This is a genomic window from Mesorhizobium sp. M8A.F.Ca.ET.057.01.1.1 (assembly GCF_003952565.1).
Classification (GTDB): Bacteria; Pseudomonadota; Alphaproteobacteria; order Rhizobiales; family Rhizobiaceae; genus Mesorhizobium.
The window spans coordinates 6,514,766-6,534,016 of record NZ_CP034454.1 but is presented as its reverse complement, the minus strand read 5'-3'; the positions used below and the strand labels follow the sequence as shown (position 1 = coordinate 6,534,016).

The following is a 19,251-nucleotide window of genomic DNA, read 5'->3' as shown; positions in this document are numbered from 1 at the left end:
CAGATTAAATGAGTTGGATAGAGCAAGACGATGTGGACCAATGAATACACCGCGGCTTCCCCGCTTCCGGCGCAAGCCATCTGGAACGCGCTCAAGGCATTGCATGAAGGCCGCCTGACCTATGAAGGCTCCGACACCTTCGTGATGCACGGGCCGTTCGCCAAGGGCACCCGCGTCTCGGTGACACCGGTCGGTCAGGACACGTTCGAATCGGTCATCGTCGATCTCGTCGACAACGTGACCTATGCCGACGAAACCTCGTTCGGCGACACGACGCTGCTGTTCCGGCACACGCTGGTGCCGGTCGAAGGCGGCACGCAGGTGACGCACCGGCTTGATATCTCCGGCCCTTCGGCCGCCGAGGTCGGCCCGGAACTCGGGCCGCAGATCAGTGGCGATTTCGACGTCTCGATGGCCAGGCTGTTCGAGCAAGCGGAGGCGTTGGCGAAAAATGGCTGACGGTCAGGATTTGAACACCCGCTTCAGCGGACCTTCGGAGAGCCCCGGCTTGTTGCTCTGGCGAACCACCATGCGCTGGCAGCGCGTCATGACGGCGGCACTCGCCCCCCTCGACCTGACCCATGTCCAGTTCGTGCTGCTGGCATCGGCCATGTGGCTCGGCCGCGATGGCGAGCCCCCCAACCAGGTGCAACTCGCCGCCCAGGCCGGCACCGAGGTGAAGATGACCTCGGATGTCGTCGCCCGACTGGAAGCCAAGGGATTGATCGCACGCGAGGCCGATGCCCGGGATTCCCGCGCCAAGGTGATCCGCGTCACATCAGCCGGGGCGGCGGCGGCGCAGCAAGCGATCGTGGCCGTCGAAGCCGCCGACGCGGCTTTTTTCGAGCCGGTGGACGAGGCACAGCTCGTCGGCCTGCTGCGTCAGCTTGCCGGCGAGATCCGCTGACGCCGAACGAGCGTTACGCCAGGAACTTGGCGATGATCGCGTCGCCCATCTCGACCGTACCGACCTCGGTCATGCCCGGCGAGAAAATATCCTTGGTGCGCAGGCCCTGGTCGAGCACGGCGGCGACTGAAGCTTCGAGTTTGTCGGCTTCATCGACCATGCCGAAGGAATAGCGCAGGCACATGGCGAAGGAGGCGATCATGGCGATCGGGTTGGCGATGCCCTTGCCGGCGATATCGGGCGCCGAGCCGTGCACCGGCTCGTAGAGCGCCTTGCGCTTCTTGGTCTTGGCATCAGGCGCACCGAGCGAGGCCGACGGCAGCATGCCGATCGAGCCGGTCAGCATGGCGGCGATGTCGGACAGCATGTCGCCGAACAGATTGTCGGTGACGATGACATCGAACTGCTTTGGCCAGCGCACCAGCTGCATGCCGCCGGCATCGGCCAGCATGTGGTCGAGCTTGACGTCGGCATAGCGCGCCTTGTGCGTCTGTGAGACGACCTCGTTCCACAGCACGCCCGACTTCATGACGTTGCGCTTTTCCATCGAGGTGACGTGGTTCTTGCGGGTCCGCGCCAGCTCGAAGGCGACGCCCGAAATGCGCTCGATCTCGAACGTGTCATAGACCTGCGTGTCGATGCCGCGCTTCTGGCCGTTGCCGAGATCGATGATCTGCTTGGGCTCGCCGAAATAGACGCCGCCGGTCAGCTCGCGCACGATGAGGATGTCGAGGCCTTCGACCACTTCCTGCTTCAACGAGGAGGATGCCGCCAGCGCCGGATAGCAGATTGCCGGGCGCAGATTGGCGAACAGCTCCATGTCCTTGCGCAGGCGCAAGAGCCCGGCCTCGGGGCGCACCTCGTAGGGCACGGCGTCCCACTTCGGCCCGCCGACGGCGCCGAACAGCACCGCGTCCGCCACCATGGCCTTTTCCATGTCGGCATCGGAGATCGCGGCGCCATGCGCATCGTAGGCACAGCCGCCGACAAGGCCTTCATCGGTGACGAAGCCGCTGCCGAGCTTTTCGTTCATGGCCGCGATCAGCTTCTTGACCTCGGCCATGGCCTCGGGGCCGATGCCGTCGCCGGGGAGCAGGAAAAGATGCTTCGTTGCCATGAGAAACCGTCCTGGGAGAGAATTGAACCGGCGCCTTGCTAAACGCCAAGCGCTTGCGGCGCAAGGGGACGACGGAACGGCGCCTACCGGTGCGCCAGAATGTTGACCAGCCTGCCCAGCGGATCGCGCACATAGAAGCGGCGCACGCCCCAGGGTTCGTCGGCCGGGCCGTATTCAATGGCGAAGCCGGCGGCCTTCATGGCTTGCAGCATGCCGTCCACGTCGTCGACCTCGATCGACAGGTCCGGCACCGGCGTGCCGGACCCGCCTTGCGCCATGAAGCTGACCTGCACCTGCATCGTCTCGCCGGAGCCGTAGGTTGCGATCCAGCCCTGATCCATGAGCAGATCGAGGCCGAGCACGTCGTGATAGAAACGGCTGGCCGCCGCAGCGTCCCGTGTCTCGATATTGGCCACGATGCGCCGGACCTTCATCGCCTTGATCCCCTCAGGCCGTACGCCGCAGCGCCGTCACCTCGATCTCGATCTTCATTTCAGGCTTGTTCAACTGGCAGACAATCATCGTCGCCGCCGGCCTGATGTCGCCGAACGTCTCGCCGAGGATCGGGAAGACGACATCCACGAAGGCCTGGTCAGTGATGTAGTAATGCGCCCGCACCACGTCCGCCATCTGGAAGCCGCCGTCCCCGAGTGCCTTGCCGATCGTCGCCAGGCAGTTACGCGTCTGCGCCTCGACCGGCTCCGGCATCGTCATGGTGGCGTAGTCGTAGCCGGTCGTCCCGGACACGAAACACCAGTCGCCCTGCACCACGGCACGCGAATAGCCGGCTGTCTTTTCGAAAGGCGAACCGGTGGAGATGAGTTTGCGCATGAGGAGCCTCGCATTGTTGTAGCCACTCTGTGGGGAAAACGCCGATCCTGCCATGGGCCAATACGGATGGATCGGCAGTGCAGAATCGGCGCCACCGACGGGCCCGCCCTGTCCGCCTCCGCACCCTTGCTGGCCTGGATGTGGACGGGAATCCGTGAAGTATGCCGCCGTTGCAATTTCTGCTTGCATTCTGGAACAAAAACAGAACTAATATGAAACAGCCGCGAGACCCATCGCGGCAGCTCCGGGGGAGGATCAGAGCCATGTCACGCAGCACCGACGCGCTTGCGCGCCCATTCGTTGGTTCTTTGCGCGTCTGGCTATCGTTGGCTGGGATGGGAGCCGTCATCGGTCTCGCCACGCCGGCGTTCGCGGCCGGCGTCGACCATGCAACCTGTTTCAGCCATGGCAAGGTCGACCCCGACCAGCGGATCGCTGCCTGTACCCGCGCGATCGCGCTAACGCCGGGCGACGCCGGCCTCTATGTCAATCGCGCCAAGGCTTTCAGCAGGAAAGGCGAGCACGACCGCGCCATCGTCGACTGCGACGAAGCGATCGAGATCGACCCCGCCAACGCAAGGGCTTACGGCGTGCGCGGAATTGCCTGGCAGGACAAGGGCGACCACACCCGCGCCATTGCTTCTTTCGACGAGGCGATTCGGCTGGACCCGGCAAATTCGGCTTTCCGCTTCAACCGCGCCAAGAGCCGGGGCTTGAAGGGCGACTATGCCCGGACTCTCGCCGATCTGGATGAAGCGATCCGCCTCGACCCGGCCGACGCCCAGGCTTACCGGGTACGCGGCATGACGATGGCCCGGATCGGCAAGGCAAAAGAAGCATTTGCCGATCTCGACAAAGCCATCTCCTTGAAGCCGACCGATCCAGGGTCTTACTTTATCCGGGCATTGGTCTGGAAGACGATCGATCCCGACAAGGCCATCGCCGATCTGGACAAGGCCATCGCGCTCGATCCCGCCAACCCTAAATACGCCGAGGAAAGGCTGAGCCTCCAAGCCACCCGACGGCCCCCCGACCCCGCGCCCAGTCCGGCTTATGAAGCAGCCGAGGAGCCTGCCGCGCCGCGCGTATACGAGCCGCTTCAACTCTACCCCAGGAAAGAGGACCATTCCGAGCGGGTTGCCTGGGAACTGAAGCGGGGATTGGAGCAGCAGGTGCAGGGCTACGTCGCCAGCGCAATCGACAGTTTCAGCTCTGCCATTCAGCTCGATCCCTACAACGCCGAGGCCTTTTACGACCGGTCGCTCGCCGAGGCATCGCAGGGCAACTACGCCGCTGCCGCCAATGATTGCCGACGCGCCGTTGAACTGGACCCCGGGCGCGCGGGCTCGTGCAACGAGCATGCGCCCGGCGAACCGGGCCAGTCGGCAGCCGGGAACGTGAGGGACCCGGCCGCCGCAAAAGTCCTGGTCGAACGCGCTGAGGCGAGGCTGGCGGATTATAGCGTCGGTGGCGCGCTTCTCGATCTTTCCAAGGCGATCAGCCTCGACCCGAACAATGCCGAGGCCTATCTTGTACGCGGCCGCGCGAGGGCGCTGAGTGGCGACAAGGCCGGCGCCGCGGCGGATTGCCGGCGCGCCGTCGAACTCGATCCGCGGCAGGCTGGAATCTGCGACAAGCAGGTCACGGGCGACAGCGTCGAATTGGCGCCACCACCGGACGCGCCACGGGCGGAGCCCGAGACGGGCATCCCGAAGCCGCCATCGGCCATTCCGGAGATGACGGCCGCGCAAGGCAAGCGCTGACAGAGAGGGCCCTGGCCGCAAAGGATCCGCGCTCCCTGGAGGCCGTCCTTGGTGGCGACGCCTTTCTCGACACTGGTCATACTTGCCCATGGCCCGCGGCTTTGCCTGGACGGCCAAGAACGACCACAAACGGGCCATCGACGATTTCAGCAAGGCGATTGAGTTCGATCCCACCTGCATTTCCACGCTCGGGGGATCAGGCGGATGACCATAGGCGATTACGACGGCGCCATAGCAGACTATGACAAAGCCATCGGCCTTAGTCCGGGCGTCGCCAAAATGCGTGTCGATCGCGGTATCGTCTGGATGGCCAAGGGCGATGCGAAGCGCGCCCCGGCGGATTTCGACATGGCGATCCAGATCGATCGGAACAGTCCGGGCGGCTACTTCGGCAGAGGTCTCGTGCAGGCACGCGCGGGCGATCACGACGGCGCTATCGCCAACTTCAATCACGCCATCAAGCTTTACCCCAACTATGCCGATGCCTACACTTTCCGGGGCCGCTCCTGGGAGGCAAAAGGCAATCACAAGCGTGCCGAGGCAGACCGCAAGAGGGCGCTGAGCCTGGGAGCAAATTAAAGCTTGTCCGATTGGGATTGCGAGCAGTTCCGGCTGGCCCATGGCCGGCTCCGAGCGGTAGACGCGCTATGGATTTTGACGTTGAAGACCTCGTGCGCCGGCTACCGTGAGGTGCTCTGCGGTCCCGGTCAGGGGTCTGCATTGCCCGCCATGCGTCAGCCGGGTTGGTCCTTGGCCGATTCAGCTGTTTCTCCGGTGAAGACAACCCTTGTGCCTTTGTGCACCTCAAGGGCGAGGTCTTCGGCATCCCAATTGGTCAGTCTGATGCAACCATGCGAGAAGGTCTTCCCGATCTTGCCGGGTTCGGGCGTACCGTGAATCCCGTAACTTTCAATGGACAGATCGATCCAGACCGATCCGACAGGATTGTTGGGTCCGGCAGCGATGGTGAAGGGCCTTTTGGTCCTTACCCCCTTGAAGGCAAAGTGGGGATCATAATGATAGGTGGGATTGTGGACCACGCGCGTGACTTGTGCCTCGCCGCTCGGCGCCGGCTTCTCTTCGCTTCCAATCGAAGCGGGGTAGACCGAAATCACTTTGCCGGAATTGTCAAGAACGCGAACTTGGCGCGCGGCCTTGTCGACTTCGAGGCTGGCAACGGCTGAGGAGGGATCGCCTCGGGCGATAGCCGGCACCAGCAACTTTGCGCCGGCCGTCCTGAAGCTGATGCCCGGGTTGAGCCTTCGCAGCAATTGTTCGCTGATGTGGAAGCGCTCTGCGATCCGTTCCAACGAACTGCGATAGCCGAGTCTGCGCAGGTGAGCCATTCTTTCCATGCTGGCCGGAATGCGCTTGGTAAACGGTCCACGCACGTCCTTGCGCGTCAGCTCGTAGTTCACAAGAACCGCGCCTTGTGAGGTTGCGACGAGCTTGTCCCAGGTCTCCCGGTTGAGCTTGCCATCGGCGGGCAGCGCGTTGGCCGCCTGAAATGCCCGCACCGCCTTGGTGAAGTTCTCCGCCTGGTGGCCGTCAATGAGGCCCGGCGAGAACCGCGCGCGATCCAAAAGGATCTGTGCCTTCAGCACGGTCGCATCGACGCCCTTCGTTGCGGCGTCGCCGAATTGAGCATTGTTGACGGTGGCTGCGTCCAGCTTTGCCGCCTCTGTGGCGCCAGCCGCGAAGGCGAACAAAACAAGCGCCAGAAGAACGAGTCTGACCATCAATGTTACTCCAGGCACTGCCGCGCGCAGCTGCTTCTATGACGCCGCGCGGCCGATCTGGTTCCATTTGTCCCAGCGAATATCGCCGTTGAGTCTGGTTGGGCAGAAGGCCATCCTTGATCTCCGTGCCGGCGACCGGCGGCGCTCAAAGGAAAGACGCGTATAAACCGCGGTCCCGCGCGTCGGCATCCGCGGTGGCCGCATGTCGTGCGAATTTGATCTGCTTGATCGGCTTGGCGTCTGATTCGCCTGCTGCGTAGAAACAAAGGGACAGAGACTGGAGTGCGCCCTGTTTTCGCCGGAAATGCTCGGTTAGTTCGCCGACCCCAGCGCCTTGTCCAGCGCTTCCTTCACATCGGCCGGCCATGTCGCCACCGCCGGCCAGGCGTTCGGTTGGCCATTGTCGCCGCGGCGGGCGAAGTAGAGCTGGTGCTTGGCCGGGTCGACCGCCATGAAGCCGTCATTGCCGCCGCAATCATGCGGTACGCAGCCGCTGGCGTAGAAAGCCCCCGACGCGGTCTTTTCCGTGCCGCCGCCGACCAGCAGGCTGGTCGCCATGTCGGGCATGTCCTTGCCGAGCAGTTTCTCGGCTTCCTTGTAGACGGCCTCATTGTGGAAGGCATCGATGATGTTGTCGTATTTCGACGGGTCGATATCCTTCCAGTCCGTGCCGGGCTCCGGCATGTAGGTCAGATTGCCCGAAATGGTCAGCCCGCTCGCTGGCGACCATTGCAGCGCCGGCTTTTCATCGCCGGGCAAAAGATACGGCACGAAATAGATGGCGTTGTCGGACACCGCCGAGGGCGGCGCGCCGCACTCATCCTGCTCGACCGTGGTGCTCTGGATGGTGCCGCCTTCAGGCTTCCAGACGATCACCTTGGCCGGACCGCATTGGTTGCCGCCATCGCCGACATCGACCAGCGCCACATTGACGTCGCCGATCTTGACGATCTTGTCGAAAAAGACGTCGTAGTTGCTGGCCAGCTGTTTGCCATCATAGGACAGCACCTTCTCGCCGTCCTGCTCCGGCTGCGTGATGGTGAGTTGGCCGCCTTCGAACGGGATCGGCGCCTGCTTGTCGTCATCGGAAGCATCGGCGGCGTTCGTTCCCGCGTCCTGGCTGGTGGCCGGCTTTTCAGCCGCCGGTGCCGGCTCCGCGGCGGGCGTCCGGGTCTGGGTTTGCGCAAACGCGGTGGGTGCCAACAACAAGGCCACCCCGCAGGCGCCGGCCAGAAGCTGGTGTCTCATGACTGTCCCTCCCTCAGTCGCCGCCCGGCCCGAAAGGCCGGGCCTATCGGCCGCTCAGGCCCAGGGGCGCAATTCGGCGTTCTTCTTCTCGAACGAGGCGATGGCGCCGGCCTTTTCCATGGTCAAGCCGATGTCGTCGAGCCCGTTGAGCATGCAATGCCGCTTGAAGTCGTCGAGGTCGAAGGTGACCACGCCGCCATCCGGACCACGGATTTCCTTGGCTTCGAGATCGACCGACAGAGTGGCGTTGGAGCCGCGCGAGGCGTCGTCCATCAGCTTCTCCAGGTCCTCGGGGCTGACGGTGATCGGCAGCACGCCGTTCTTGAAGCAGTTGTTGTAGAAGATGTCGGCGAACGAGGTCGAGATGACGCAGCGTATGCCGAAATCGAGCAGCGCCCATGGCGCGTGTTCACGGCTCGAGCCGCAGCCGAAATTGTCGCCGGCGACCAGGATCTGCGCCTTGCGGTAGGCCGGCTTGTTGAGCACGAAGTCCGGATTTTCCGAACCGTCGTCCTTGTAGCGCATCTCGGCGAACAGGCCGCTGCCAAGCCCGGTGCGCTTGATCGTCTTGAGATAATCCTTGGGGATGATCATGTCGGTGTCGACATTGACGATCGGCATGGGGGCGGCGACGCCGGTGAGCTTGGTGAATTTTTCCATGGCTTTGGCCCGTGTTTTCGTTGCGGGGGGATTTTCTGGAGCCCGGTTTACACAAAGCCGCGGGCAAATAAAAGGCAACTGTTCGTGCGCGTCGGCGCGAGGGTGCCGACGAAACGGCTTCGACTTCACCGCCCGATGGTGCACTCTGGCCGTGATGGCAGAAAACTCCCACGTCCTCTACGCCCGCGAAACATCGCTCGATGCCGCGCAGTTCCGTCGCGTGCTGGTAGAATCCGGCCTTGGCGAAGTCAGGCCCGTCGATGACGAGGCAAGGCTGAAGGCGATGCTGGCGGGCGCCGATCTGATCGTGACCGCCCGTCTCGACATGGAAGGCAAGCCGTTGATTGGCGTTGCCCGCTGCCTGACCGACTTTTCCTGGGTCTGCTACATCTCCGACCTCGCCGTATCGGCCAAGGCGCAGGGACAGGGCATCGGCAAGGGGCTGATGGACGAGGTGGCCCGGCAGCTCGGACCGTCGGTCGCCATCAGTCTGATTTCGATGCCCGACGCCGTCGGCTTCTACGAACGCATCGGCATGAAACGCATGCCCGACGCCTTCTGGATCTCCCGCAAGCGCTGATTTTTTTCTCCTGCGATCTATCCGATCGTCAACGGCGTGCGATCTTGCCGCTTGACATGCAACCAAATGGTTGCATATTAGAGCAATGAGCATGGATGCAGTCTTTCGCGCCCTGGCGGACCCGACACGCCGGCAATTGCTGGACAGCCTCCATGCCAGGAACGGGCAGACGCTGAACGCGCTGTGCGCCGAGATGGCCATGACCCGGCAGGCAGTGACCAAGCACCTGGCGATCCTGGAGGAAGCAAACCTCGTTACCACCATTCGCCGGGGCCGAGAGAAGGAGCACTACCTCAACCCGGTTCCGATCAACGAGATCGCCGAACGCTGGATTGGCAAATTCGAGCGGGGGCGGCTGACCGCCCTCAGCGACCTGAAGAAACGCCTCGAAAGGGAAGACTGATGAGCAACAGCTTCGTTTATGTGACCTATATTCGCACCACGGCCGAAAAGCTCTGGGAAGCGTTGATCGACCCGGAGTTCAACCGGCAGTTCTTCCTCTGCTCCTATCAGGAGAGCGAATGGAAGGTGGGCTCCAGCTGGAAGCTGATCTTCCCCGACGGGCGTGTCGCCGACAGCGGCGAGATCCTCGAGATCGACCCGCCGCGGCGCCTGGTCATCAAATGGCGCAATGAATGGATGCCCGAGATCAGGGAAGACGGCTATACGCGCTGCACCTTCACCATCGAGCCGGACGGCGAGCTGATGAAGCTTGCCGTCACTCATGAGGCGGACGGGCCGCACAGGCTGATCGGCAACGTCGCCAAGGGCTGGCCACTGGTGCTGGCCAGCCTCAAGAGCCTGCTCGAGACCGGCAAGGGGTTCGAGCGTCCGCCATCAAAGGGTTGAAGGCTCGTTTCGTCAACGAAACAAATTGATGTGGTGGCATCCATGATCCACGCTCTCATGGGTACGGAGCATGACCAATGGCGATACCGTCATGGCATCGGCCGAGATCGAAGCGCCTCCGGAACGTATCTTCGAGGCACTGGTCGGCCAGGAAATCAAGCAATGGTGGGGGTCGGCCGACACCGGCCGCATGGTCGACTGGTCGGCCGACCTGCGCGTCGGCGGCCATTGGACCGCTATTGTCCGAACGGCCGACGGCACGGACCTGCCGGCCAGCGGCGAATTCCTCGAGATCGAGGCGCCGCGCCGGATCGTGCAGACGCGGGCCTATGCATGGAACCATCCCACGCTTGGCCGGCGGCAAACCACGGTAGCCTGGCTATTGCAGCCGATTGCCAGGGGCACGCGCCTCACCATCTGCCATGGCGGTTTTGCCGGGCAGCACGAAGCGGCGGCGGAGCATGCCGAGGGATGGGCGCGGGTGCTGGCCTGGCTGCAGGCGCATGTCGAGGCTGGAAGACTGGTCGCGGCCTGAGCAGCGGGTGGTTGCTTTGCGCAGCCTCTGTCCGCCTTGACCCACACCTCATCCGGCCCACATCCCATGCATGGCAAAACAGGCATGTTTCATAGGCACGGCCGGCTGGGGCATTCCGACACGATACCGCCAAGATTTTCCCCAACCGGGATCGCATCTCGAACGCTATTCCCGGCACTTTCCGATCGTCGAGATCAACACATCCTTCTACAAGCCGCACCGCCGCGAGACCTATGAGCGCTGGGCAGGCGCGGTGCCGGAGCACTTCCGCTTCGCCGTCAAGCTGCCGAAGGCCATCACCCATGAACACCGCCTCGCCGGCTGCGACGACCTGCTGGAAAGCTTTCTCCTGCAGGCCGAAGGTCTCGGCACAAAGCTGAGCGTGCTTCTGGTGCAGTTGCCGCCGAGCCTATCCTTCGAGCCGGATGTCGCGAGCGGCTTCTTCGACATGGCCAGCAAGCGAACCCAAGCAAGGCTGGCCTGCGAGCCGCGCCATCCCAGCTGGTTCGAACCGGAGGCTGAAGCGCTTCTGGCCGGCCGCCGGATCGCGCGTGTCGCCGCCGACCCCGCTCCGGTGGCTACGGCCGCGGCGCCGGGCGGCTGGCCCGGCCTTGCCTATTTCCGCTGGCACGGCGCGCCGCGCGTCTATTACTCCGACTACGACGCCGAAAGCCTCGACCGATTTAGCCGGCAAATGGAGGCAGCGGCGGGCTCCGGTGCCGAGGTCTGGGGAATCTTCGACAACACCGCCGCCAGCCATGCGCTGGGCAACGCGCTTGCCGTCGAAGCGACGATCGCCCAGACGCTTCTTCCTTCTCCCCTTGTGGGAGAATGTGTCGCCGAAGGCGACGGATGAGGGGTGTTCCAGCTTGGCAAGGACGGAGACCTGTCACGGACCCCTCAACCGTCTCGGCGCTGCGCGCCGATCCACCTTCTCCCACGAGGGGAGAAGGGAGAGGGAGAGGCAGGCCCAGCCCAGCCCTCAAATCACATTCAATTCCCGGAACGCCCGCCCCTCGGCCACCCGTTCGTAGCCAAACGCCGAGCAATCTATCGTCCGGTAGCCGCCATGCACGATCAGTTCCGCCAGCGCCTTGCCGACCGCCGGCGCCTGCTGCAGGCCGTGGCCGGAAAATCCGTTGGCGAAGAGGAAATTCGTCACCTCGGGGTGCGGGCCGATCACCGCGTTCTGGTCAAGCGTGTTGTAGTCATAATGCCCGGCCCAGGCACGCGTCGGCTTGATCGCCTCGAAGGCCGGGATGCGGGTTGCCAGCACCGGCCAGATCACCTCTTCGAACAGCGGCCAGTCGACGTCGAAATCGCCGGGATCGGCCGGGCCGTCGCCCTCTTCCGGCTCGGCGCCGCCGGTCAGATAGATCGAGCCTTCCGGCCTGACATAGATGCCGGAGGGATCGACCAGCAGCGGCATGTCGGCATATTTCTCGCGCGCCTCGAAGACGAAGACGTTGCGCTTGCGCGGCTCGACCGGCAGCGCCAGCCCGGCAAGGGCGGCGACCTTGCCGGCGTTTGGCCCGGCGGCATTGATGACGGTGCCGGCCTCGATCCGATCGCCATTGTCGAGGCTGACGCCGGCGACGCGGTCGCCCTGCCGCTCGATGCCGGAGACCGAAGCGCTGATGAAGTCGATCTTCTTCTGCCGCAGCGCCTTGCGGAACAGCGTCAGCATGGCATGCGCGTCGAACCAGCCCTCGCCGCTGCGGCCATAGGCGCCGGCGGTGATGCCTTCGGCCGACAGCCATGGGAAACGGCGCGTCAGCTGGTCGGCGTCCTCGAGCAGGATGTCGGCGCCCTCGGCGACCTGCGCCGCGTGGTTGGCCCTGAGGATCGGCAGCCCGACCTCGCCGGCAAGGATGAGATAACCGCCCTCGCGAAAACCGATATCGGCCTCGGTGCCGAATTCTTCCTTCAGCCGCCGGAACAGTTTCAGCGTGAATTGCGACAGGCGGATGTTTTCCGGAATGGAGAATTGCTGGCGGATCGAGGCCATGGATAGCGTCGTCGCCGCATGGGCGAATTGCGGGTCGCGCTCGATCAGCGCGATCGAGCCGGAAAACCCTTCCTCGCGCAGATAGTAGGCGACCGAGGAGCCGACGATGGCTCCGCCGATGATGACAATGTCGTAGCGCACTTTTTTCTCCGATCCGCCGTCCACACTCTACGCGACCGGCAAAGTGATCTCGAAGCGCGTGCCGCGCTCGGAGTCAACCAACCTGATCGTACCATCATGCGCTTTCAGGAGGGCCAGCACGATGCCAAGGCCCATGCCGGTGCCGCCGGACTCTCGCCGCGTGGTGAAGAACGGCTCGAAGATGCGCACCCGGTTGCTTGGCGAAATGCCGGCGCCATCGTCGCTGACCAGCACCGTCGCCTTGCCGTCGGCGCTTGCGGCAGTGATCGAAACCAGCGTCGCCCCGTGCCTGGCCGAGTTGTCGATGAGATTGCCAAGCACGATTGCTCCGTTCTCGGCCGAGATGCGCAAGGCAAGATCGCCGCCGGCCTCGACCCCAATCGCCAGCCTGGTGTCGACGGGAAGCAGCGCCAGCGCCGACCTGACCGAGGTGCTTTCGCCGCTGGGCGCGAGGTTTTCGGCCCGCGCCAGGTCGAGCAGCCGCCGGACCAGCAAATTGAGCCTTCCGGCATCGGTGACGATATTGTTGGAGAAGCGCCGCCGCTCGTCATCGTCCATCGCCGAGCCGGAATCGCGCAGCAGTTCGGCCGCGCCCTGGATCGCCGTCAGCGGCGATTTGAGCTCATGCGAGACGTGGGTGGCGAAGGTCTGGATCGAATCCGATCGCGCCTGCAGTTTCTCCGCCATGTCGAGGAAAGCGGCGGACAGTTCGGCCATTTCGCGCGTGCCGTGATGGTCGAGCGGCCGGATCGCGTCGCGCTCGCCGGCGGCGATGCGCTGGGTGCGGTCGATCAGCGCATAGATCGGCCGGCTGACGGTGCGCAGGAAGACGAGGCCGATGAGCAACGTGCCGCCGAGGATCGCGATCGCCGCCGCCGTCACCTTGCCGCGTTCGCCATAGAGATGTTTTATGATGTTGTTGGGCGTCCGCGAGACATAGACCACGCCGGCGACCTTGCCGTCGACGGCAACCGGCAGGGCGACGAAGACGCGCACCTTGGTGCCGCGGCTGACCGAATAGAGCGGCGGCGCCGGCTGGTTGGGGATGCGCAGCCGGAGCGCGCTGGCATAGCGCCCGGCAAGTGCGGCACGCACCTCCTCGACCCCGGCAAGCGACTGCCCGACCTCGTCGCGCCCGGCAATGACGACACCTGCGGGATCAAGCAGCCGGAAACCGGCCAGCGTGGTCTTCTGCGTCGCATCGAGAATGCCGGTCAGGCGCGCGCCGATCGCGGCAAAAGCGGGATCGGCCGTGGCGGGCGTCCCCGCCGGTCGGGTCGCAAGCACGTAATCCGAGGCGAGATCGAGCCGTGGCTCGATCGGCCGATAAGGCGAATCGGGATTGGGGCCTCGGCTCGTCCCGCCATTGGCCCCAGGCATCGGCGCGCCGAGCTTGTCCCCGGGAATGCCGGCGTCGCGCACCTCTTGCGCATAGATGGCGGCAATGGCGGCCCCCTGCGCGATCAGCTCTGCCTCGGTCTGGCGGATCAGCTGGTTCTCGTAGAGGCGGAAGAAGAACAGGCCGACCAGCGGCAGTGCCATCACCAGGATCAGGATGGCGACGACGACCGTGGCGAGGCGCGGCCGCCATTTGCGGCCGATCCACTTGCTGCCAATCCACTTGCTTGACGTCGTCAGCGGCATCGGCCAAGCCGGAAGCCGACGCCATGCACCGTCTCGATGACCTCCGGGCAACCGACCGCCGCCAGCTTGGCGCGGATGTTGCGAATATGGCTGTCGACGGTGCGGTCGGCGACATGGATTTTTCCCGCATAGGCACTGGCCATCACCGCGTCGCGGTCGAGAACATGGGTGGGCCGCGCCAGAAACCCTTTCAGGATCGAGAACTCGATCCCCGTCAGGGCCAGCGGCTTGCCGTCGAAGGCGGCCGCGTGGCTGGCCGGCGCCAAGGTGAGTTTTCCATGCGCGAACTGCCTGTCGTCGGCGGGTTCGGGCGCGACGGGGCGGGCGCGCCGCAGGATGACGTTGACGCGAGCGACCAGCTCGCGCGGGCTGAACGGTTTGGTGACATAATCGTCGCCACCCATTTCGAGCCCAAGGATGCGGTCGATCTCCTCATCGCGCGCGGACAGGAACAGCACCGGCACGTCTGAACTGTGGCGCAGCCGCCGGCAGACCTCGAGCCCGTCCATCTCAGGCATGCCGATGTCGAGCACGACAAGGTCGGGCGTGCGCCGTTCGATTGCCTGCAGGGCGGCGGCGCCATCGGACACGGCGGCTGTCTTCATGCCGGCCTTTTCCAGCGCGAAGCAGATCACTTCGCGGATATGCGGATCGTCGTCGGCGACGAGGATGTGATGCGGCATGGCTCAGCGATCCGGCACGGGTTCTGCGACACCAGGAACAACGATCGGCCGCCTGCTGTCGAGATAGCGTAGCAGGCGCCAGTCGCGAAAGCTCCAGCTCCGCCAGTTTTCCTGCAGGCTGCGATACCAGCCTTCATCGATACCGCGTAACCTTGCCAGCTCGCCGACGGCCCCGGCATCGGCCGTCTTGCCCTGACGATCGTAGAAGCGGTCGAGCGCCGGAAACGCGCCCGGGCCGAGCGAGCGCAGATACCAGGCGTCGAGGGGAATGCCCTGGCCGGTCATTTCAAGGGAATGGTCGACATTGTAATTGGCGATCAGCGCGGCGAAGTTGATGAAACAGCAGGCATAAAGCGCCAGGGATAACGTCAGAAGATTGGCGGAGAGCAGCCATTCGTTGGATTTTCCGAGCGCGATGCGGGCGATGATCAGCGCAAGCCCTGCCGCCACCAGCCCCATCCAGACGAAAGCGGCGACGCGCCAGTAGGTCAGCGCATAGATGCCGACATAGAGGTCGAGCCGCAGGATCGACGAGACGACCAACATGATGTTCTGCGCCACCCAGGCATAGACCAGCCGGCGGATGAGCGGATCGGCCGATGCCTCACTGCCGGGCCTCAGCGCCGCAAGGACAAAACCGGCGGCTAGCAGCGCGGTGACGATCAAGGGGTAGGCGCCGCGATGCGCGTAGGCGGCGTAGCTCAAGCCATCGGGAAGCGCCAACCCGCCCCACAGATAGGTGGCGTCGAGCCCGCTCTGCATCGCGAACAGGATGTTGAAGACAACGAGCGCTCGAAGGATAGCCGCCTTACCGAAAACGATGTCCTCGACGACGTGCCTGTCAGGTTTGGTCGCCGGCTGGGCATCGGCAAGGAGATGGTTTGGCCTGGAGATGCGCCGCCGGAATCGCGGCAGGCGCGGTCGCAGAAAGGCCCAGACGCCGGCAAGCACGAACAGCCAGAAGGCAATCCGCGCAAGCTGGATCAGATCGAGCAGCCTGATGAGGTCGATCAGCGACAGCCAGTATTCGATGACCGGATTGGCGGCGCCGAACAGGGCGACGAAGACGGCGCCCAGCGTCAGCGGCATCACCCAGACCGCGATCGCCGCCAGCCTTATGCGATGCCCGCCGAACCGCCGCGCCGCCCTTCGCCACTGGATAAAATCGCCGAGGAAACGCACCGGCGCCGCCAGCCCGAACAGCACGATCTGGCCGGCAACACGCGCCATGCGGTGCCGCAGCCGGCCGCTGAGCGAAAGCGCGAAGGCCACCAGGGCCGCGAGCGCGATCGAGACGGACAAAGGGCTGGCAGTCTCGGCCAGCGGCAGCAGCGCGACAAGCAAGGCGGCTGCCTTGAGCCACACCCTGCCATCGCTGAAGGCGGCGGGATGCACGGCAACCACCGCTGCTGCAATCAGGATGGCGAACAGGAGAACCGTGATGCCGGGGGCTGGCCGTAGAACAGGAAATCGGCGATCGCGACCAGCAGCAGGGCAACGCCGGCGCGGCTGCAATAGCTTGGCGCCGAAGTGAGCAACACTGTCATGACCTGATCGTTCCCATGGCTTCCAGTCGGGCCGTCGGAGCGCGTCTGCGGACGAAAGGGATGAGGGTCGCCATCGCACGTGGTGGATCGGCCAGCCACCAGCCTTCGCTGCGCAGCCTGTGGGGCAGGGACCAACGGGGTTTTGCTCGCTTTTGCATGCCGCCTGTCTCGCAGGCCGGCCGGGTGGCGCTGCGGCGGATCGGAGGAGGTTTTCCGCAGCCGCGTGCAGTTTTCGTGCAGGACTGGTGCGCTGCCGGCCATCCTTTGCGGACGTTGGCGCTGCCCAGCCAGGCCCCTTTCCTCTCCCTCCGGAGGGGGGAGAGGTGGCTCGGCGAAGCCGAGACGGAGTGGGGGAACCACCTGGCAACCGCCGCAACCGGACATAGCAAGGGCACCAGCCGCAAGCATGGCCTCGCCCTGCGCCCAAGGGTCGGCGCCCACTCCGTCGAGCTTCGCTCGACACCTCTCCCCCGGTCGACGGTGGAGAGGAAGGGCCCTTTCCGCAATTGTTGCGGAGGACGGATAGGCAAGGGCGGCGCAAGCTTTCGCGGTGGCTCGTATCAGGTACCGGTCGGACGCTTGCCTCGACCAATCACACACGGCATAGATCGGACATGGAACCCTACCGTCCGCGCCGCTCAGTGCTCTATGTCCCGGCCTCCAACGACAAGGCGCTGGCCAAGATCGCGCAATTGCCCTGCGACGCCGTCATCATCGACCTTGAGGACGCCGTCGCCCCCGCCGACAAGATCGCCGCGCGCGAGAAACTGGCCGGCATTTTCGCCAATCGCCCTGGTGCCGACCACAATGGCCGGCGCTGCGAGATGGTGGTGCGTGTCAATGCGCTGTCCAGCGAATGGGGCACCGATGATCTTGCGGCCGTGGCCAAGGCGGAACCGGACGGCATCCTGCTGCCCAAGGTCGACACACCGCGCGACGTGCTCGAGGTCGGCGATGTGCTGGACGACAATTTTGCGCCCGACAGCGTCAAGCTATGGGCGATGATCGAGACGCCCAAGGCCGTGCTCAACATCGGCGCCATCGCCGAGCTCGGCCGCGACCCCGCCTCGAGGCTGGATTGTTTCATTGCCGGAACGAATGACCTGATCAAGGATACCGGCGTCCTGGCGACGCCCGACCGCGCCTATCTCCTGCCATGGCTGATGCAGATGCTGCTGGCGGCGCGCGCCGGCGGCCTCGACATGCTCGATGGGGTGTTCAACGATTTTCGCGACCCGGACGCGTTCGCCCGCGAATGCATGCAGGCCGCCGCCATGGGCTTTGACGGCAAGACGCTGATCCATCCATCGCAGATCGAGGCCGCCAACCGCGCCTTCGCCCCATCGGCGCAGGCGCTGGCCGAGGCGCGCGCGGTGAAGGATGCCTTCGCGGAGGCGCAAAACAGCGGCAAGGGCGTCATCGCGCTGAACGGCAGGATGGTCGAGCGGCTGCACCTGGCGCAGGCCGAAAAACTGCTGGCGAAGGCGGCCGCCATCGGGGCATGATATTCGCCGACTGGGATACACGACAGGAATTGGACGATGAAACTCTACCGCTTTCTCACCGCCCCGGACGACGCCAGCTTCTGCCATAAGGTGACGGCGGCGCTGAACAAGGGCTGGCACTTGTTCGGCTCGCCGACCTACGCCTATGACAAGAAAGCCAAGACCATGCGCTGCGGCCAGGCCGTGGTGAAGGATGTTGACGGCCAGGAATACGGGCCGGATACCAAGCTCAGCGACTGGTAGGCGCCGGCAAAGAGGGCATCAGGCGGCCTCGGCAATATCCAGACGCACGACAAGTCCGGCCAGTGCGGCAAGATTGATCAACGTGTCTAGACTGAAATTCGCGATCCTGCCACGTAGGAGGTCGCTAAGGCGGGGTTGGGTAATCCCGAGACGGTTGGCTGCTTCGGCTTGGGTAACGTCCCAGCTCCGCACCCGCTGTTCGATCGCGATCAGGAGGTTGGAGCGCATAGTCATGTTGGCGGACTCGGCTGGAGTATTCTCCAATGCGTCCCACACATTTTCAAAACTTTGACGCTCCATTGTCCGACCTCCACTAAATTTGCTTGAACCGCGATGCGGCAAGATCCAAGTCTCGTTTCGCTGTCTGTTGCATCTTCTTCTGGAAGGCGTGCAGCACATAGACCGCGTCGCCTATGCTCACGACATAGATTACCCGGAACGCGCCGGCGTCGTCGCGGATCCGGATTTCCCGCGCACCCGGGCCGACCGTCGTCATCGGCTTCCAGTCGCTTGGCTCAAGTCCGAGCTGCACCTTATGCAACTGAACGCCGGTTTCCTTGCGCGCCGCCTCTGGAAAATCCCGGAGCTGGGCAAGAGAATCTCCGAGAAACTCTGAGCGCTTCATCACTGGCATTGGCAGACTTATATCAAAACTTGTATAAATACGCAAGACGGTGACCCGCCAGCGGCCGCCATGGAGGGGATCTCGACGTTCAAGAATGCGGGCCGGACATCCGCTCAGCGACCGTGGGGGAAGGCCACCCTTCCCTTCGCCTCGCAAGAGCAAAAGGGCAAACCCTAGATGACGAAAATGCGGGCTACTCTGCAGCCTCTTCGATTTTCTCCATATCATCGTCCGACAGGCCGAAATGGTGGCCGATCTCGTGGATCAGCACGTGGGTGACGATGTCGCCCAGCGATTCCTCGTTTTCGGCCCAGTAGTCGAGCATGGCGCGACGATAGAGCGTGATGCGGTTGGGGCCTTCGCCGGTTTGCGGGTTCCAGCGTTCGGCGATGCCGCGCCCCTCGAACAGGCCGAGCAGGTCGAACGGTGTCTCCAACGACAAATCGTCCATGATCTCGTCGGTCGGGAATTCGGCAATCTGGATGACGATCTCGCCGGTCAGCTTGCGAAAATCCTCCGGCAGATGGGCGTAGGCCTCCAGGGCCAGGAACTCCAATTCTTCCATCGAGGGCGCAAGTTCGCCATGCCAGGTGCGGGTCTTGTAGATGCGGGCCATGCTTTGTCCT

General features: G+C 64.2%; 25 protein-coding genes. 11 read left to right on the top strand and 14 right to left on the bottom strand.

Annotated elements, in window-relative coordinates:
* Positions 1-30 precede the first annotated feature (30 nt).
* Positions 31-459, top strand: coding sequence for a polyketide cyclase (locus tag EJ077_RS31010; protein ID WP_208698814.1), 429 nt, complete (start codon positions 31-33; stop codon positions 457-459).
* Entirely contained in the window at positions 452-907 is a 456-nt protein-coding gene (locus EJ077_RS31005) for a MarR family winged helix-turn-helix transcriptional regulator (RefSeq protein ID WP_208698812.1), read from the top strand. The genes EJ077_RS31010 and EJ077_RS31005 overlap by 8 nt, the downstream gene beginning before the upstream one ends.
* A gap of 13 nt (positions 908-920) precedes the next feature.
* On the opposite strand, the gene leuB is transcribed toward EJ077_RS31005, so the two are convergent.
* From leuB to EJ077_RS30990, 3 genes are all read right to left on the bottom strand, one after another.
* Complete coding sequence (gene leuB / locus EJ077_RS31000) at positions 921-2,024, bottom strand: 3-isopropylmalate dehydrogenase (RefSeq protein WP_208698810.1); 1,104 nt, start codon at positions 2,022-2,024, stop codon at positions 921-923.
* Positions 2,025-2,107: 83 nt separating this feature from the next.
* Positions 2,108-2,458: a VOC family protein gene (locus EJ077_RS30995; RefSeq protein ID WP_208698809.1), complete on the bottom strand. Its 351-nt coding sequence runs from the start codon at positions 2,456-2,458 to the stop codon at positions 2,108-2,110.
* 13 nt (positions 2,459-2,471) lie between these two features.
* Positions 2,472-2,855 carry a RidA family protein gene (locus tag EJ077_RS30990; RefSeq protein WP_208698807.1) on the bottom strand — a complete coding sequence of 128 codons (384 nt, stop codon included), beginning with the start codon at positions 2,853-2,855 and terminating at the stop codon, positions 2,472-2,474.
* A 161-nt stretch (positions 2,856-3,016) separates the two neighbouring features.
* On the opposite strand from EJ077_RS30990, the gene EJ077_RS30985 reads away from it, so the two are divergent.
* Together EJ077_RS30985 and EJ077_RS30980 are read left to right on the top strand one after the other, a co-directional pair.
* Positions 3,017-4,618, top strand: a complete 1,602-nt coding sequence (locus EJ077_RS30985) for a tetratricopeptide repeat protein (RefSeq protein WP_208698805.1) — start codon at positions 3,017-3,019, stop codon at positions 4,616-4,618.
* Between the two features lie 204 nt (positions 4,619-4,822).
* The gene (locus EJ077_RS30980) at positions 4,823-5,197 is read left to right on the top strand and encodes a tetratricopeptide repeat protein (RefSeq protein ID WP_208698803.1); all 375 of its coding nucleotides are present in this window, start codon (positions 4,823-4,825) and stop codon (positions 5,195-5,197) included.
* Between the two features lie 155 nt (positions 5,198-5,352).
* Here EJ077_RS30980 and EJ077_RS30975 read toward each other — a convergent pair whose 3' ends face one another.
* The 3 genes from EJ077_RS30975 to leuD all read right to left on the bottom strand — a co-directional run bounded on the left by EJ077_RS30975 (position 5,353) and on the right by leuD (position 8,265).
* A complete protein-coding gene (locus tag EJ077_RS30975; protein WP_245458586.1) occupies positions 5,353-6,327 on the bottom strand; it encodes a L,D-transpeptidase family protein in 975 nt (324 codons plus the stop codon).
* A 342-nt stretch (positions 6,328-6,669) separates the two neighbouring features.
* Positions 6,670-7,605 (bottom strand): hypothetical protein, encoded by a 936-nt coding sequence (locus tag EJ077_RS30970; protein WP_208698799.1) that lies wholly within the window; start codon positions 7,603-7,605, stop codon positions 6,670-6,672.
* A gap of 54 nt (positions 7,606-7,659) precedes the next feature.
* On the bottom strand, positions 7,660-8,265 hold the full coding sequence (gene leuD, locus EJ077_RS30965; RefSeq protein ID WP_208698797.1) for a 3-isopropylmalate dehydratase small subunit: 606 nt from the start codon (positions 8,263-8,265) through the stop codon (positions 7,660-7,662).
* 154 nt (positions 8,266-8,419) lie between these two features.
* Here leuD and EJ077_RS30960 point away from each other — a divergent pair, with 154 nt between their 5' ends.
* The 5 genes from EJ077_RS30960 to EJ077_RS30940 all read left to right on the top strand — a co-directional run bounded on the left by EJ077_RS30960 (position 8,420) and on the right by EJ077_RS30940 (position 11,085).
* On the top strand, positions 8,420-8,845 hold the full coding sequence (locus EJ077_RS30960) for a GNAT family N-acetyltransferase (protein WP_208698795.1): 426 nt from the start codon (positions 8,420-8,422) through the stop codon (positions 8,843-8,845).
* A gap of 85 nt (positions 8,846-8,930) precedes the next feature.
* A complete protein-coding gene (locus EJ077_RS30955; protein ID WP_208698793.1) occupies positions 8,931-9,248 on the top strand; it encodes an ArsR/SmtB family transcription factor in 318 nt (105 codons plus the stop codon).
* The gene (locus EJ077_RS30950) at positions 9,248-9,694 is read left to right on the top strand and encodes an SRPBCC family protein (protein ID WP_208698791.1); all 447 of its coding nucleotides are present in this window, start codon (positions 9,248-9,250) and stop codon (positions 9,692-9,694) included. The genes EJ077_RS30955 and EJ077_RS30950 overlap by 1 nt, the downstream gene beginning before the upstream one ends.
* A 70-nt stretch (positions 9,695-9,764) precedes the next feature.
* Positions 9,765-10,229 carry an SRPBCC family protein gene (locus tag EJ077_RS30945; protein ID WP_208698789.1) on the top strand — a complete coding sequence of 155 codons (465 nt, stop codon included), beginning with the start codon at positions 9,765-9,767 and terminating at the stop codon, positions 10,227-10,229.
* 70 nt (positions 10,230-10,299) lie between these two features.
* Entirely contained in the window at positions 10,300-11,085 is a 786-nt protein-coding gene (locus EJ077_RS30940; RefSeq protein ID WP_208698787.1) for a DUF72 domain-containing protein, read from the top strand.
* 126 nt (positions 11,086-11,211) lie between these two features.
* Here EJ077_RS30940 and EJ077_RS30935 read toward each other — a convergent pair whose 3' ends face one another.
* From EJ077_RS30935 to EJ077_RS32920, 5 genes are read right to left on the bottom strand one after another with little or no spacing between them, the layout of a single operon-like run.
* Positions 11,212-12,378 carry an NAD(P)/FAD-dependent oxidoreductase gene (locus EJ077_RS30935; RefSeq protein ID WP_208698786.1) on the bottom strand — a complete coding sequence of 389 codons (1,167 nt, stop codon included), beginning with the start codon at positions 12,376-12,378 and terminating at the stop codon, positions 11,212-11,214.
* Positions 12,379-12,405: 27 nt separating this feature from the next.
* Positions 12,406-14,022: an ATP-binding protein gene (locus tag EJ077_RS30930; RefSeq protein WP_208698784.1), complete on the bottom strand. Its 1,617-nt coding sequence runs from the start codon at positions 14,020-14,022 to the stop codon at positions 12,406-12,408.
* Positions 14,013-14,705: a response regulator transcription factor gene (locus EJ077_RS30925; protein WP_208698782.1), complete on the bottom strand. Its 693-nt coding sequence runs from the start codon at positions 14,703-14,705 to the stop codon at positions 14,013-14,015. The genes EJ077_RS30930 and EJ077_RS30925 overlap by 10 nt, the downstream gene beginning before the upstream one ends.
* 3 nt (positions 14,706-14,708) lie before the next feature.
* Positions 14,709-16,100 (bottom strand): DUF4173 domain-containing protein, encoded by a 1,392-nt coding sequence (locus EJ077_RS30920; RefSeq protein ID WP_416859537.1) that lies wholly within the window; start codon positions 16,098-16,100, stop codon positions 14,709-14,711.
* A gap of 20 nt (positions 16,101-16,120) precedes the next feature.
* Positions 16,121-16,252 carry a hypothetical protein gene (locus tag EJ077_RS32920; protein ID WP_416859536.1) on the bottom strand — a complete coding sequence of 44 codons (132 nt, stop codon included), beginning with the start codon at positions 16,250-16,252 and terminating at the stop codon, positions 16,121-16,123.
* A gap of 614 nt (positions 16,253-16,866) precedes the next feature.
* Between EJ077_RS32920 and EJ077_RS30915 the strand changes: the two genes are divergently transcribed.
* Both EJ077_RS30915 and EJ077_RS30910 read left to right on the top strand, forming a co-directional pair.
* Complete coding sequence (locus tag EJ077_RS30915; protein ID WP_208698780.1) at positions 16,867-17,757, top strand: HpcH/HpaI aldolase/citrate lyase family protein; 891 nt, start codon at positions 16,867-16,869, stop codon at positions 17,755-17,757.
* A gap of 36 nt (positions 17,758-17,793) precedes the next feature.
* Positions 17,794-18,000, top strand: a complete 207-nt coding sequence (locus EJ077_RS30910) for a DUF1737 domain-containing protein (RefSeq protein WP_027145959.1) — start codon at positions 17,794-17,796, stop codon at positions 17,998-18,000.
* Between the two features lie 18 nt (positions 18,001-18,018).
* Here EJ077_RS30910 and EJ077_RS30905 read toward each other — a convergent pair whose 3' ends face one another.
* From EJ077_RS30905 to EJ077_RS30895, 3 genes are all read right to left on the bottom strand, one after another.
* Positions 18,019-18,300, bottom strand: a complete 282-nt coding sequence (locus EJ077_RS30905) for a helix-turn-helix domain-containing protein (RefSeq protein WP_208698778.1) — start codon at positions 18,298-18,300, stop codon at positions 18,019-18,021.
* Between the two features lie 13 nt (positions 18,301-18,313).
* Entirely contained in the window at positions 18,314-18,625 is a 312-nt protein-coding gene (locus tag EJ077_RS30900) for a type II toxin-antitoxin system RelE/ParE family toxin (RefSeq protein ID WP_208703182.1), read from the bottom strand.
* Between the two features lie 193 nt (positions 18,626-18,818).
* Positions 18,819-19,241, bottom strand: a complete 423-nt coding sequence (locus EJ077_RS30895; RefSeq protein WP_127280999.1) for a metallopeptidase family protein — start codon at positions 19,239-19,241, stop codon at positions 18,819-18,821.
* Positions 19,242-19,251 lie beyond the last annotated feature (10 nt).

What these genes read in the sequence shown, in the direction of transcription:
- EJ077_RS31010 (WP_208698814.1), top strand. Translation starts at nt 31, where the DNA reads ATGTGGACCAATGAATACACCGCGGCTTCCCCGCTTCCGGCGCAAGCC.
- EJ077_RS31005 (WP_208698812.1), top strand. Translation starts at nt 452, where the DNA reads ATGGCTGACGGTCAGGATTTGAACACCCGCTTCAGCGGACCTTCGGAG.
- leuB (WP_208698810.1), bottom strand. Translation starts at nt 2,024, where the DNA reads ATGGCAACGAAGCATCTTTTCCTGCTCCCCGGCGACGGCATCGGCCCC.
- EJ077_RS30995 (WP_208698809.1), bottom strand. Translation starts at nt 2,458, where the DNA reads ATGAAGGTCCGGCGCATCGTGGCCAATATCGAGACACGGGACGCTGCG.
- EJ077_RS30990 (WP_208698807.1), bottom strand. Translation starts at nt 2,855, where the DNA reads ATGCGCAAACTCATCTCCACCGGTTCGCCTTTCGAAAAGACAGCCGGC.
- EJ077_RS30985 (WP_208698805.1), top strand. Translation starts at nt 3,017, where the DNA reads ATGCCGCCGTTGCAATTTCTGCTTGCATTCTGGAACAAAAACAGAACT.
- EJ077_RS30980 (WP_208698803.1), top strand. Translation starts at nt 4,823, where the DNA reads ATGACCATAGGCGATTACGACGGCGCCATAGCAGACTATGACAAAGCC.
- EJ077_RS30970 (WP_208698799.1), bottom strand. Translation starts at nt 7,605, where the DNA reads ATGAGACACCAGCTTCTGGCCGGCGCCTGCGGGGTGGCCTTGTTGTTG.
- leuD (WP_208698797.1), bottom strand. Translation starts at nt 8,265, where the DNA reads ATGGAAAAATTCACCAAGCTCACCGGCGTCGCCGCCCCCATGCCGATC.
- EJ077_RS30960 (WP_208698795.1), top strand. Translation starts at nt 8,420, where the DNA reads ATGGCAGAAAACTCCCACGTCCTCTACGCCCGCGAAACATCGCTCGAT.
- EJ077_RS30955 (WP_208698793.1), top strand. Translation starts at nt 8,931, where the DNA reads ATGAGCATGGATGCAGTCTTTCGCGCCCTGGCGGACCCGACACGCCGG.
- EJ077_RS30950 (WP_208698791.1), top strand. Translation starts at nt 9,248, where the DNA reads ATGAGCAACAGCTTCGTTTATGTGACCTATATTCGCACCACGGCCGAA.
- EJ077_RS30945 (WP_208698789.1), top strand. Translation starts at nt 9,765, where the DNA reads ATGACCAATGGCGATACCGTCATGGCATCGGCCGAGATCGAAGCGCCT.
- EJ077_RS30940 (WP_208698787.1), top strand. Translation starts at nt 10,300, where the DNA reads ATGGCAAAACAGGCATGTTTCATAGGCACGGCCGGCTGGGGCATTCCG.
- EJ077_RS30930 (WP_208698784.1), bottom strand. Translation starts at nt 14,022, where the DNA reads ATGCCGCTGACGACGTCAAGCAAGTGGATTGGCAGCAAGTGGATCGGC.
- EJ077_RS30925 (WP_208698782.1), bottom strand. Translation starts at nt 14,705, where the DNA reads ATGCCGCATCACATCCTCGTCGCCGACGACGATCCGCATATCCGCGAA.
- EJ077_RS32920 (WP_416859536.1), bottom strand. Translation starts at nt 16,252, where the DNA reads ATGACAGTGTTGCTCACTTCGGCGCCAAGCTATTGCAGCCGCGCCGGC.
- EJ077_RS30915 (WP_208698780.1), top strand. Translation starts at nt 16,867, where the DNA reads ATGGAACCCTACCGTCCGCGCCGCTCAGTGCTCTATGTCCCGGCCTCC.
- EJ077_RS30910 (WP_027145959.1), top strand. Translation starts at nt 17,794, where the DNA reads ATGAAACTCTACCGCTTTCTCACCGCCCCGGACGACGCCAGCTTCTGC.
- EJ077_RS30905 (WP_208698778.1), bottom strand. Translation starts at nt 18,300, where the DNA reads ATGGAGCGTCAAAGTTTTGAAAATGTGTGGGACGCATTGGAGAATACT.
- EJ077_RS30900 (WP_208703182.1), bottom strand. Translation starts at nt 18,625, where the DNA reads ATGAAGCGCTCAGAGTTTCTCGGAGATTCTCTTGCCCAGCTCCGGGAT.
- EJ077_RS30895 (WP_127280999.1), bottom strand. Translation starts at nt 19,241, where the DNA reads ATGGCCCGCATCTACAAGACCCGCACCTGGCATGGCGAACTTGCGCCC.